The organism is Streptomyces sp. R302, assembly GCF_012927245.1.
Taxonomy (GTDB): domain Bacteria; phylum Actinomycetota; class Actinomycetes; order Streptomycetales; family Streptomycetaceae; genus Streptomyces.
In genome coordinates, this window is sequence record NZ_JABBGE010000006.1 from 519,609 (window position 1) to 531,825 (window position 12,217).

The window sequence follows — 12,217 nt, forward strand, 5'->3', positions numbered from 1 at the left end:
TTGGTCGGCGGGGCGCGGGGCGGGGACGGGCCTTCCACCCACCCCCTCCCCAGGTTACGTTAGGCTTACCTAAGTAACCGTCGCCACGACGCCCCAGGAGTACCCATGCGCCTCCGCACCACCCGCACCACGGGTCCGACGCCCGCCGAGCGGATGCGGTCGATCATCACGGTGGCCCACTCCATGACCGTCGTGGCCGACGGTCACCGTCACGAGGTCCACGGCCTCGACGGCGCGGCCGCGATGGGCCGCGTCCATCTCCACGAGCCCGCCGACGACGTCGGCGGCGGCGACGGGACGCCCCGCGTGCCGATCCGCGTGGAGCTCACCGACATCGCGCCCGCGCCCGTACGCGAGCGGCTGCGCGCCCGGGTGACGCTCACGGGTCTCGTGGCGGCCCCCTACCGCCCGGAGACGGCCGGGACCACGTGCGTGCAACTCGGCCAGGCCGTCCTCGAAGACGCCGGAGGCCGTACGTACGTCCCCCTGGCCCAGCTGGAGACGGCGGAGACCGACCCCCTCGCGAGCTGCGAGGCGGCGATGCTCCACCACCTCGTCGCCGACCACCCCGACCTGGTCACCCGCCTGCTGCGCCTCGCCGGTCCAGGTCTCACGCACGGCCTCGAACGCGCCCTGCCGCTCGCGATCGACCGCTACGGCATCACCCTGCGCCTCGAACACGCCACCGCGCACCGCGACATACGGCTGCCGTTCCCCACCGCGATCACCGACGTCGACCAGGTCGGCCTCCAGATCCACGCCCTCCTGACGGCGGCGCGGCGGGCCGCCCACTCCCACCTGTCCGCCTGAGCGAGGCGGCCCGCCCCATCGGGTAGCGATGTCGCATGCGCCTCGCCGCCGAAACCCTGCTGCCCGTCGACACGTCGCTCGCCGTGGCCCTCGTCGTCCTGCTCCTCGTGGCCACCGGGGTGGTGGCGCTGTTCCGGCTGTCCCCTGACGGGTCGTCCGGGCGGGCCCGCGAGATCGTGACGGCCGGGCTGCGGGCGGCGGCGCAGCTCGCCGTGGTGTCGGCGGTGATCGGCTGGGCCGTCCACCACACCGCGGGCCTGGTCGGGTTCCTCCTCCTGATGCTGTCCGTCGCGACCCGGACCGCCGGGCGCCGCATCACCGCGAACGGGACCTGGTGGTGGGCGGCCCTGCCGATCGCCGTCCCGGTGGTGCCCACCGTCGCCGGACTCGTCGCGGCGGGACTGCTGACCGTGCCCGGCATCGCCGTCGTCCCGGTCGCGGGCATCCTCATCGGCGGCGCGCTGACCGCGACGGTCCTCGCCGGGCGGCGGGCGCTGGACGAGCTCGACCTGCGGCACGGCGAGGTCGAGGCCGGCCTCGCGCTCGGCCTCCCGGAGCGGGAGGCGCGGCTCGAAGTGGCCCGCGCCGCGGCCTCGGACGCGCTGCTGCCCGCTTTGGACCAGACCCGCACCGTCGGCCTGGTGACGCTGCCGGGAGCCTTCGTCGGCATGCTCCTCGGCGGCGCCTCCCCCCTCGCGGCCGGCGCGGTCCAGCTGTTCGTCCTCGTCGCCCTGCTCGCCGTCGAGGCGCTCGCCATCGCCCTGACCCTCGAACTCGCCGCCCGCGGCACGATCCACCGCGACCCGGTGCGCGAGGCGGAGGCGAGGACGTGACACCGAGCTTCAACTAAGGTTAGCCTTGCCTAAATCGAAGCGAGCATGGAGGGAACGACCCCGTGACCGTGACCGCGGAATCCGGTGACCCCGAACCCGCCCCGGCGGTGAAGCTCCGGGGCCGCACGGTCGTCGTCAAGTTCGGCGGCAACGCCATGGTGGACGAGGCGCTCCTGGAGGCGTTCGCCCGCGACGTGGTGGAGCTGCGGCGGGCCGGCCTCCTGCCGGTCGTGGTGCACGGCGGCGGCCCGCAGATCAGCGCGATGCTCGACCGGCTCGGCCTGGAGGTCCGCTTCGAGGCGGGCCTGCGGGTCACGACACCGGAGACCATGGACGTGGTCCGGATGGTCCTGACCGGCCGGATCCAGCGCGAGCTCGTCGGCGTGCTCAACGCCCACGGCCCGTATGCCGTGGGCCTGTCCGGCGAGGACGCCCACCTGCTGACCGCCGTGCGCCGCCCGGCGTCGGTGGACGGGCGGCTCGTGGACATCGGCCTCGTGGGCGACGTCGTGGCCGTGTCACCGGAGACCGTACGGGCGATGCTGGACGAGGGGCTCGTCCCGGTCGTCTCCCCCGTCGCGCGCGGCACGGACGGCCAGGTGTACAACGTCAACGCCGACCTCGCCGCGTCCGCCCTGGCGGCCGCCCTCGGCGCCGACCGGCTCATGATGCTCACCGACGTCGACGGCCTGTACGCGGACTGGCCGCACGGCACCGAGGTCGTCGACCGCCTGACGGCCACGGAACTGGCCGCCCTGCTGCCGGGGCTCGCGAGCGGCATGAGGCCGAAGATGGAGGGCTGCCTGCGGGCCGTACGGGCGGGCGTCGGCCGCGCCCAGGTCCTCGACGGCCGCCGCCCGCACGCGGTCCTGCACGCCCTCTTCTCGGAGGAGCCCCGGGGCACCACGATCGTCCCGGACGGGCCGGCCGCCGCCCCCGCCCACCGGTAGGACCCTCGCGGACCCTCACGCCTCCAGCGTGCGGGCCAGGACGCGGGCGGCGCGGCGCGGGTCCAGGGATCGCGCCCACGCGGCCGGCGCCAGGGCCGGGGAGACCGGGGTGAAGCCGGCGCGGAGGAAGAGGCGACCGGTACCGGTCGTCGCCGTGAACAGTGCCGCGAGCGAGCGGCTCCGGGCCCTGGCCGTCGCCGCGTGCAGCAGACGGCCGCCCATGCCCGATCCCTGGCGGTGCGGGGCGACGCAGAAGTTGTACAGCACCCCGGCGGTGGCGTGTTCGCGCAGCCCGAGGCAGCCTTCGAGGGTTCCGTCGGGCGCCTGGGCGACGAGGAAGTCGGCCGCCCGCGCCAGGTAGAGGGAGAGCGGGCGCTCGCGCAGCGCCCCCGTGCGGACGAACGGGCGGGAGAGCGCGGCGAGTTCCGGGGCGTCGTCCCGGCGGGCCGCGCGCACGGTGAACTCGGCCGCGGCGGCGGGAGGTGGCGGTGCCGTGGTCAAGGCGTTCCTTCCTCGCGTTCCACCGCGCGCGCGAAGCGGGCTCCCCGACGGAGCCCGGGGCGGGCGCGCGTCGTCGCTCGACTCCGGTGGAAGCAGTACGAGTTAGGTTAGCCTTACCTTCCCTACTCGGCCAAGTCCGCCTGTGCGTACGGGACTTACGCGCACGCGCGGCCCGGGTACGCGTCGCTCTCCGGTGCCCCGGCCGCGCGCATGCGGCGGAGGACCTCCGGGAGCAGCGCGTCGTCCACGGGGGCCGGGACGTTCAGTTCGACGTCGAAGACCAGGGTCTCGCCCGGCATCGCCCAGACGACCCACCGAGGTGGGTCCTCGGGTGCCCGCCAGAGGTGCGCCCACGCGTCGAGTCCGTCCGTACGTCCGGTCACTTCGTCCACGTCTCCTTCGTGTCGTGGCCGTCCACGAGCGTCGTCACGACCTCGATGTCCCCGATCCGGGAGGGGGCGACGCGGCGCGGGTCGTCGCCGAGGACGACCAGGTCGGCCCGCTTGCCCGGGGTGAGGGTGCCGGCGCTGTCGTCCCAGCGGCAGGCGTGGGCGCCCGCGACCGTGTAGGCGCGCAGGGCCTCCTCGACGGTGATGCCCTCGTCGGGGCCGATGAGGGCGCCCGACGTGGACGCGCGCTCGACCATGAACTGGATCGCCCGCAGCGGCGAGCCGTCCGTGACGGGCCGGTCGGAGCTGCCGACGAGGGTCACGCCGTGGTCGAGGAAGCTGCGGCCCCGGTACATCCAGGGGGCGCGGCGCTCCCCCGTCACGGCGGCGTAGTCGTCGCCGAAGTACCGCAGGAAGTTGGGCTGGACGACGGCGCTGACGCCGAGCGCGGCGAAGCGCGGGAGCTGGTCGGGGCGGATGAGGCCGGCGTGTTCGACGCGGTGGCGGGCGTCGGGTCGCGGGCGCAGCTTCTGCGCCCGTTCCAGGGCGTCGAGGACGAGGTCGGCGGCCCGGTCGCCGATGGCGTGCACGGCGAGCTGCCAGCCGCCGAGGTGCCCGTCCACGATGAGGTCCGCGAGGCGTTCCGGGTCGTCCTGGAGCTGCCCGGTGTGGTCGCCCATGCCCTCGTACGGCTCCGTGAGCGCGGCCGTCCGCGCCATCATGCCGCCGTCGGTGTAGATCTTGAGCGCGCCGACGGAGAGCCAGTCGTCGCCGAAGCCGGTGCGCAGGCCGAGGTCGAGGGCGCGCGGGATGCCGTCGCGCTCGTGGGCCCCGGCGGGCTTGAGGGTGTCGCCGCCCGGCATGAGCTGGACGCGCAGCGGCAGCCGGCCCTCGTCCCTCAGGAGCTGGTAGGCGCCGAGTTCGACGGGGCTGTGGCCGAGCAGGCCGCCGCCGATCCCGGCCTCGGCGCAGGCGGTGACGCCTTCCGCGAGGCAGAGGCGGCCGGCGTGCTCGATGGCGTCGGCGAGCTCGGTCTGGGCGTGGGGCAGGCGGAGGCCTCGTACGGCGCCCATGGCGCTCTCGACGAGGAGGCCGTCCTCGTGGGGGACTTCGGCCGGGAGCAGGTCGAGCACGGCCGTGTTGACGACGCAGGCGTGGCCGGAGTCGTGCATGAGGAAGATCCGGCGGCCCTGCCCGGCGGTGTCGAGTTCGGCGGCGGTGAGGTGCCGGCCGAGGGCCCGCTGGTCGTAGCCGCCGATGCTCACCCAGGCGCCGGCCTCGCGGCGGGAGGCCGCGTCCGCCACGGCGGCGAGGACGTCGTCGATCCGGGTGAGCCCGGCGATGCTGGGCGTGCGCGCCTTCAGCCCGGTCCACGACAGGTGCACGTGGCTGTCGATGAACCCGGGGAGCACGGTGGCTCCTTGGAGGTCGACGACCTCCCGGGCGGGCAGTCCGGTCACGGCCTCGTCCAGGCCGGCGACGCGGCCGTGCCAGATGCCGAGGTCGTGGGCGACCGGGTGGTCCGGGTCCATGGTGAGGATGGTGCCGTTCGTCAGCCTGGTGCAGAGCATCATGGGCGGTCCGTCCTAACGTCGTTCGGCCGTCACGGCCTCGGCGGCGGCCGGGGCGCCGCCCTCGGTGTCCTCCGGCGCGAACCGCTTGGGCGCGGCGGGCACCATCAGGGGCGTACCGGTCTCGGGGTCGTCGATGATGCGGCAGGGCAGCCCGAACACGTCCTCGACGAGGTCGGCGGTCATGACGTCGGCGGGGGCGCCCTGGGCGGCGATGGTGCCGCCGGGGCGCATCACGATGAGGTGGGTGGCGTAGCGGCACGCCTGGTTGAGGTCGTGCAGCACCGCCACGACCGTGTGGCCCTTGCGGGCGTGCAGTGCGGCGCACAGGTCGAGCACGTCGACCTGGTGGGCGATGTCGAGGAAGGTGGTGGGCTCGTCGAGGAGCAGCAGCGAGGTCTGCTGGGCGAGCACCATGGAGAGCCAGACGCGCTGGCGCTGGCCGCCCGAGAGGTCGTCGACCGGCCGGTCGGCCAGGTCCAGGACGCCGGTCTGCCGCATGGCCTCCACGACGGCCGTCTCGTCCTCGGCGGACCACTGCCTGAGCATGCCCTGGTGGGGGTAGCGGCCGCGGGCGACGAGGTCGCCGACGGTGATGCCGCCGGGGGCGGTGGAGGTCTGCGGCAGGAGTCCGACGCGGCGGGCGACCTCGCGCGAGCGGTACGAGGAGATGGCCGCGCCGTCCAGGTAGACCTGCCCGCCGCGGGGCTTGAGCATCCGCGCGAGGGCTTTGAGGAGGGTGGACTTGCCGCAGGCGTTGGGGCCGATGATCACGGTGAAGGAGTCGTCGGGGATGGCGACGCCGAGGTGCTCGGCGACCGTCCGCCGGTCGTAGGAGAGCGTCAGGTCCTCGGCGCGCAGCCGGGGAGTCGGGGTGGGAGTCGGGTTCGGGGTCGGGGTCGGGGTCTGGGCCGGGGTCTGGGCCGGGGCCTGGGTCGAGGTCGGGGGCGGGGCCGGGGTCTGGGCCGGGTTCGGGGTCGGAGTGTTCGTTCCGGTCATGCGCGGCTCTTTCGCGACTCGGTGATCAGCAGCCAGATGAGGTAGAGCCCGCCGATGGTGCCGGTGGCCGTGCCCACCGGGAGGAGGGCCGGGGCGAAGAGGCGCTGCGCGGCGAGGTCGCTCGCCGCGAGGAGCAGCGCGCCCATGAGTGCGGCGGGCAGCAGGGCGGGGCCGGAGGTGCGGGTCAGGCGCCGGGCGAGCTGGGGTGCCGCCAGGGCGATGAACCAGATGGGTCCGGTCACGGCCGTGGCGAAGGCGGCCAGCGCGACGCTGACGAGGAGGAGCACCGCACGGGTCCGGGCGACGTCGACCCCGAGGGCCGTGGCGGTGAGGTCCCCCATCTCCACCATGGCGAGCCGGCGGGAGAGGAGGAAGGCGGGCGGGAGGAGGACGGCGACGGCGATCAGGATGGCGTTCGCGTGCGTCCAGCCGCGGTTGCCGAGGCTCCCGATCAGCCACGCCTGCGCCTCCAGGGCCTCCTGGAAGGTGGCCCGGGTGATCAGGTACGAGTTGACGGCGAGCAGCAGGGCGCTGACGCCGATGCCGATGACGACGAGCCGGAAGCCCTGGAGGCCGCGGCCCACCATGAGGAGGTGGACGGCGGCGGCGGTGGCGAGGCCGCCGATGAGGGCTCCGGTCGCGATCTGGGTCATGCTGCCGTGCAGCACGATGATGACGGTCAGCGCGCCGACGGCGGAGCCGTTGGTGAAGCCGATGATGTCGGGGCTGCCGAGCGCGTTGCCGGTGAGGCTGGTGAGGAGGGCGCCGCTGACGGCCAGGGCGGCGCCCACGGCCAGCGCGGTCAACAGGCGGGGCAGGCGCAGGGTGTTGACGATGAAGTCGGCGCCTCCGGAGTCGCCGCCGGTGAGGGCCCGGAGCACCTCGCCGACGGTCAGTTCGTAGTCCCCGGTGGTCAGCGAGACGAGCGCGACGGCGAGGAGGGCGGCGAGGATCGCGGCCGTCACGGCCAGCGCCCTGCCCCGGACCCGTACGGACAGCCCGCCCGCCGGGGTGCGCAGGACCGTTCCGGTGATCACGCGCGGCCGGTGGGCGAACCGCCCCGCCGATTCCCGGGACCCGGGGCGCGGGGCGGGTCCGCCCTCGCGTACGGCGCTCACAGCATGACCAGCTTTCGACGACGGCACAGCGCCAGGAAGACGGGGGCACCGATGAAGGCGGTGACGATGCCCACCTGGACCTCGCCGGGGGCTCCGATGACACGGCCCACGACGTCGGCCCCGACGAGCAGGACCGGGGCGAGCGCCATCGAGTAGGCGAGCACCCAGCGCTGGTCCGGGCCGACGACGAAGCGGGCGATGTGCGGGACGACGAGCCCGACGAAGGCGATCGGTCCGGCGGCGGCCGTCGCGGCGCCGCACAGCAGGACGACGCCCACGGCGCCGAGGATCCGGGTGCGGTGGACGTTCACGCCGAGGGCCCGGCCCATCTGGTCGCCCAGGGCGAGGGCGTTGAGCGCGGGGCCGAGCAGCAGGGCGACGAGCAGGCCCACGGCGACGAAGGGGAGGATCACGTACACGACGTCGAGGTACCGGCCGGCGAGCGAGCCGACCGTCCAGAACCGGAACTGGTCGAAGGCGCGCGGATTCAGCAGCAGGACCGCCGAGTCGAAGGCGTAGAGGACGGCGGTCACGGCCGCGCCGGCGACGACGAGCCGGTCCGGGGTGGCGACCTTCCGCCCCGAGGAGCCCAGGAGGTACACGACGGCGGAGGCGAGGGCCGCGCCGGCCAGGGCGAACCACACGTAGCCCAGGACCGAGCCGACGCCCAGGAAGGCGATGGCGGTGACGACGCCCGTCGAGGATCCCAGGCTGATCCCGAGGAGACCGGGCTCGGCGAGCGGGTTGCGGGTGAGCGCCTGCATCAGCGCTCCGGACAGGCCGAGGGCCGCGCCGACGAGCAGTCCGAGCAGGGTCCTGGGGATGCGGTAGTCATGGATGATGACCGAGGTCTCGGACCCGTCGGGGTGCCACAGCGCGCTCCAGGTGGCGGTGAAGGGGATCCCCCGCGTGCCCGTCCACACGCTGAGCATTCCGACGAGGACGAGCGCGGCGACCACGGCGAGCAGCCCGGCGCCGCGGAGCGCCGTGGCGGTGCCGCGGGGCTTGGGCACGACGGCGGGGGCGGCCTCCTCGTCGGACACCGCCTGGGTTTCGACCGGCAACGACAACTCCCCCTGACGGCGGTGCACCCGTACCGCGATCGTTCGTGTGCGGTAGGGACGAGGCAGCGACTCGACGCGTTTGAGGCTTGCAACTTAGGCGAGGCTAACCGAACGTGGAGGGCGGGTCAACGCGCCTGATTCCAGAGGGAGATGAGCCGAGACGGTCAGATCCATAGGCACGTTCGACGCTCGCATGCGTGGTCACGATCTTAGAGTAGCCTTACCTAACTTCCCAGACTCCAGACGGAGGGTCACATGCCAGTCGGAGGAGCGACCGGGGGGCTCGTCCTCCGCGGCGCGATCAGGGGACAGCGCCGGAGGGTCGTCTCGGCGTCCCTGCTCGGCATGACCCATCAGGCGTGCGAGGCGCTGGTGCCCGTGGTCATCGGCGCCGCCATCGACACCGCCGTCGCCACCGGCTCCACGCCGGCCCTCGTGCGGTGGCTCCTGGTGCTCGGCGTCCTCTTCCTCGTGCTGTCCACCTGCTACCGGACCAGCGCCAGGATCGCCGAGGGCGCCGGCGAACACGCCGCGCACCGGCTGCGGCTCGAACTCGGCGCCCGCGTGCTCGACCCGCGCGGCGGAGCCGACGCGAACCGGCTCCCCGGCGCGCTCACCAGCATCGCCACCAACGACGCCCGCCGCGTCGGCTCGGTCGCCACCGTCCTCCCGTACGGCTGCGCGGCGATCGCCGCGCTCGTGGTCAGCGCGGTCGCCCTGCTGAGGATCTCCGTACCGCTCGGCCTGCTCGTCCTGCTCGGCATCCCGCCCCTGCTGTGGCTCGGCCACCGCATCAGCCGGCCCCTGGAGCGGCGCAGCGAGGCCGAACAGGAGAGCGCCGCGTACGCCTCCGGTGTCGCCGCTGACCTGGTCTCCGGGCTCCGGGTCCTCAAGGGCATGGGCGCCGAGTCCGCCGCCGTGGCCCGCTACCGCACCACCAGCCAGGACTCCCTCGCCGCCGCGCTGCGGGCGGCCCGCAGCCGCGCGGGCCACGAGGGGGCGCTACTCGCCCTGACCGGCGTCTTCATCGCCGTCATCGGCATCACCGGCGCCTACCTCGCGATGCGTGGCAGCATCAGCGTCGGCGACCTGGTCGCCGCGGTCGGCCTCGCGCAGTTCCTCCTCGGCCCCTTCCAGCTCCTCGCCTACGCCAACGCCGAGTTCGCCCAGGCGCGCGCCTCCGCCCGGCGGATCGCCGAGGTCCTCGCCTCCCCCGCCGCCGTGGACGGCGGCGGGCGCGCCCCGGCCGGTACGGCCGCCGGGCACGTACGGCTGCGGGACGTCCGCCTCGGCTCCCTGCGCGGGATCGACCTCGACCTCCCGGCCGGCAGCCTCACCGGCGTCGTGACCCGGGACCCGGCCGTCGCCCACGACCTGCTCCTCGCCCTCGCCCGGGAGGCCGACCCGGCCGGCGGACACGTCGAACTCGACGGCGTACCCCTCACCGAGCTCGACCCCGACCGGCTGCGCCGCGCGGTCCTCGTCGCCCCCCACGACGCCGACCTGTTCGAGAGCAGCCTGCTGGAGAACGTACGGGCGGGCGCCGGCGCATCCGGCACCGGCGCGCAGACCGTGAAGGCCGCCCTGACGGCCTCCACGGCGGACGAGGTGGCCCTGCTGCTGCCCGACGGGGCGGACACGGTGCTCGCCGAACGCGGCAGGTCCCTCTCCGGCGGACAGCGCCAGCGCGTCGCGCTCGCCCGGGCGCTCGCCGCCGACCGTCCCGTCCTCGTCCTGCACGACCCGACGACCGCCGTGGACACCGTCACCGAGTCCCGGATCGCCGCCCGCCTGCGGGAGATCCGGCAGGGGCGCACCACGGTCCTGATCACCACCAGCCCGGCGCTCCTCGCGGTGACGGACCGGGTGGTCGTCCTCGACGGGGGCACGGTGACGGCCGACGGCGCGCACACCGCCCTCGTCGCCGGCGACGAGACCTACCGCACGGCGGTGCTCGGATGACCGCCGTGCACGAGGACCCGACGGAGGCGCAGACGGTGACGGAGACGACGGCGAAGACGGCGAAGACGGCGACGGTGACGGACATGAGTGGGACGAGCACGCACCACCCCGAGCGCGCGCTCCTTCCGACGGCGAGCGGCGCGGAGAGCGCGGCGGCGCTCCGCGCCATCCTGCGGGGCCACCGGCTCCTGGTCGTCGCCGCCGCCCTCGTCCTGGTGGCCGGGACGGGGATCGGCCTGCTGACCGCCCCGCTGCTCGGTCACATCGTCGACCTGGTGGTGGACCGGGAGGGGCCCGGCGCCCTGACCGTGCCCCTCGTCCTGCTCGTCGTGGTGGCGCTGGCGCGCGGCGCCGCCGCCGCGTGCGGCAGCGCGCTGGTGGCCCGGCTCGGCGAGACAGTGCTCGCCGCCGTGCGCGAGCGGTTCATCGAGCGGGCGCTCCGGCTGCCCCTCGAACGCGTCGAGGCGGCCGGCTCCGGCGACCTCGTCTCCCGTGTCACCAGCGACGTCTCCGTGATCGCCACGTCGGTGCGCCAGGCCCTGCCCGAGTTCACCCGCTCCGCGCTCACCATCGTCCTGACCCTGGTCGGACTCGCCGTCCTGGACGGGCGGTTCCTCCTCGCCGCGCTCCTCGCCCTGCCCGTCCAGGCGCTGTCCGTCCGCTGGTACCTGCGACGGGCCGCCCCCGTGTACGCCGAGCACCGCGTCGCCACCGGCGCGCTCCAGCACCAGCTGCTCGACAGCATCGGCGGGGTGCGCACCGTCCGCGCGTTCCGGCTGAACGACCGGCACGCCACCCTCCTGGAGGACCGGTCGGGCGCGGCACGGGACGTGGCGCTGCGCGGGCTGCACATCGTCACCGGCTTCTTCTCCCGGCTGAACCTCGCCGAGTTCATCGGCCTCGCCGCCATGCTCGGCACCGGTTTCCTGCTCGTGCGGAACGGTTCGGTGAGCATCGGCACGGCCACCGCGGCCGCCCTGTACTTCCACAGCCTGTTCAACCCCGTCAACGCCGCGCTCTTCCTCATCGACGACGCCCAGTCCGCGGGCGCGAGCCTCGCCCGCCTGATCGGCGTCGCGAACCTGGCCGCCGAGCGGACGCCGGAGGGCGGGGGCGCGCCGGTCGACGGCGCGGTCAAGGTGACCGGGCTCGGCCACGCGTACGCGGACGGACGTCCCGTGCTGACCGACGTCGACCTGGAGGTCCGCAGCGGCGAGCGGGTGGCCCTGGTGGGCGCGAGCGGCGCGGGCAAGACCACGCTGGCCAAGGTGATCGCCGGCGTGCACCGGCCGACCGGCGGTTCGATCTCCCTCGGCGGCGTCGACGTCCGCGAGCTGGGGCCGGAAGGCGTCCGGCGCGCGGTGACCCTGATCAGCCAGGAGGTGCACGTGTTCGCCGGTCCGCTCGCCGAGGACCTCCGGCTCGCCCGGCCGGGGGCCACGGACGAGGAGCTGCGGGAGGCGCTCGGCCGCGTCGGCGCCCTGGACTGGGCGGAGGCCCTGCCCGAGGGACTGGCCACCGTCGTGGGCGAGGGCGGTCACCGGCTGACGGTCGCCCAGGCCCAGCACCTCGCGCTGGCCCGGCTCGTCCTCGCGGACCCGCCCGTCGCCATCCTCGACGAGGCGACCGCCGACGCGGGCAGCGCGGGCGCGCGCGTCCTGGAGGAGGCCGCGGCACGCGCCCTGGAGGGCCGTACGGGTCTGCTCGTCGCCCACCGGCTGCCCCAGGCCGCGGCGGCGGACCGGGTGGTCGTCCTGGACGGGGGCCGGGTCGCCGAGACCGGCACCCACGACGAACTCGTCGCGGCGGGCGGCCGGTACGCCGCGCTGTGGGCGGCGTGGTCGGACAGCCGACGGGCGGCGGACGCCCCGGAGTAGGGAGGCGAAAGCCGAGGGCGGAGGCCAAGGACGAGGCCGAGGGCGGAGGCCGAGGGCGAGGGCGGAGGCCGAGGGCGGGTCCGGCCCGGGTCTCGGCGTCCGCCGGGCGCCCCGTACGCCGCCGCCACGTACGCCGCCGCCAC

Annotated in this window: 11 protein-coding genes; 5 read left to right on the forward strand and 6 right to left on the reverse strand. The window is 75.1% G+C overall.

The window, feature by feature from the left end:
• Positions 1–105 precede the first annotated feature (105 nt).
• The 3 genes from HHL19_RS21405 to argB all read left to right on the forward strand — a co-directional run bounded on the left by HHL19_RS21405 (position 106) and on the right by argB (position 2,593).
• Positions 106–810 (forward strand): DUF2470 domain-containing protein, encoded by a 705-nt coding sequence (locus HHL19_RS21405; protein ID WP_169091889.1) that lies wholly within the window; start codon positions 106–108, stop codon positions 808–810.
• A 35-nt stretch (positions 811–845) separates the two neighbouring features.
• Entirely contained in the window at positions 846–1,643 is a 798-nt protein-coding gene (locus HHL19_RS21410; RefSeq protein ID WP_169091890.1) for an ABC transporter permease, read from the forward strand.
• Positions 1,644–1,711: 68 nt separating this feature from the next.
• Complete coding sequence (gene argB / locus HHL19_RS21415) at positions 1,712–2,593, forward strand: acetylglutamate kinase (RefSeq protein ID WP_346768332.1); 882 nt, start codon at positions 1,712–1,714, stop codon at positions 2,591–2,593.
• Between the two features lie 15 nt (positions 2,594–2,608).
• Here the strand turns inward: argB and HHL19_RS21420 are convergent, their stop codons facing one another.
• The 6 genes from HHL19_RS21420 to HHL19_RS21445 all read right to left on the reverse strand — a co-directional run bounded on the left by HHL19_RS21420 (position 2,609) and on the right by HHL19_RS21445 (position 8,235).
• Positions 2,609–3,049 (reverse strand): GNAT family N-acetyltransferase, encoded by a 441-nt coding sequence (locus tag HHL19_RS21420; protein WP_346768333.1) that lies wholly within the window; start codon positions 3,047–3,049, stop codon positions 2,609–2,611.
• A gap of 200 nt (positions 3,050–3,249) precedes the next feature.
• Positions 3,250–3,477: a hypothetical protein gene (locus tag HHL19_RS21425; RefSeq protein ID WP_169091893.1), complete on the reverse strand. Its 228-nt coding sequence runs from the start codon at positions 3,475–3,477 to the stop codon at positions 3,250–3,252.
• The gene (locus HHL19_RS21430; RefSeq protein ID WP_169091992.1) at positions 3,474–5,054 is read right to left on the reverse strand and encodes an amidohydrolase; all 1,581 of its coding nucleotides are present in this window, start codon (positions 5,052–5,054) and stop codon (positions 3,474–3,476) included. Before HHL19_RS21430 ends, HHL19_RS21425 begins: the two co-directional genes overlap by 4 nt.
• A gap of 15 nt (positions 5,055–5,069) precedes the next feature.
• Positions 5,070–6,053: an ABC transporter ATP-binding protein gene (locus HHL19_RS21435; protein ID WP_240981752.1), complete on the reverse strand. Its 984-nt coding sequence runs from the start codon at positions 6,051–6,053 to the stop codon at positions 5,070–5,072.
• Positions 6,050–7,090: an iron chelate uptake ABC transporter family permease subunit gene (locus HHL19_RS21440; RefSeq protein WP_346768327.1), complete on the reverse strand. Its 1,041-nt coding sequence runs from the start codon at positions 7,088–7,090 to the stop codon at positions 6,050–6,052. Before HHL19_RS21440 ends, HHL19_RS21435 begins: the two co-directional genes overlap by 4 nt.
• Positions 7,091–7,167: 77 nt before the next feature.
• Positions 7,168–8,235, reverse strand: a complete 1,068-nt coding sequence (locus HHL19_RS21445; RefSeq protein ID WP_240981753.1) for an iron chelate uptake ABC transporter family permease subunit — start codon at positions 8,233–8,235, stop codon at positions 7,168–7,170.
• A 255-nt stretch (positions 8,236–8,490) separates the two neighbouring features.
• On the opposite strand from HHL19_RS21445, the gene HHL19_RS21450 reads away from it, so the two are divergent.
• Positions 8,491–10,197 (forward strand): ABC transporter ATP-binding protein, encoded by a 1,707-nt coding sequence (locus HHL19_RS21450; RefSeq protein ID WP_169091895.1) that lies wholly within the window; start codon positions 8,491–8,493, stop codon positions 10,195–10,197.
• 83 nt (positions 10,198–10,280) lie between these two features.
• A complete protein-coding gene (locus HHL19_RS21455; protein ID WP_169091995.1) occupies positions 10,281–12,074 on the forward strand; it encodes an ABC transporter ATP-binding protein in 1,794 nt (597 codons plus the stop codon).
• Positions 12,075–12,217 lie beyond the last annotated feature (143 nt).

Coding starts and splice junctions, on each gene's coding strand:
- HHL19_RS21435 (WP_240981752.1), bottom strand. CDS start 6,053: ATGACCGGAACGAACACTCCGACCCCGAACCCGGCCCAGACCCCGGCC.
- HHL19_RS21430 (WP_169091992.1), bottom strand. CDS start 5,054: ATGCTCTGCACCAGGCTGACGAACGGCACCATCCTCACCATGGACCCG.
- HHL19_RS21455 (WP_169091995.1), top strand. CDS start 10,281: ATGAGTGGGACGAGCACGCACCACCCCGAGCGCGCGCTCCTTCCGACG.
- HHL19_RS21450 (WP_169091895.1), top strand. CDS start 8,491: ATGCCAGTCGGAGGAGCGACCGGGGGGCTCGTCCTCCGCGGCGCGATC.
- HHL19_RS21405 (WP_169091889.1), top strand. CDS start 106: ATGCGCCTCCGCACCACCCGCACCACGGGTCCGACGCCCGCCGAGCGG.
- HHL19_RS21410 (WP_169091890.1), top strand. CDS start 846: ATGCGCCTCGCCGCCGAAACCCTGCTGCCCGTCGACACGTCGCTCGCC.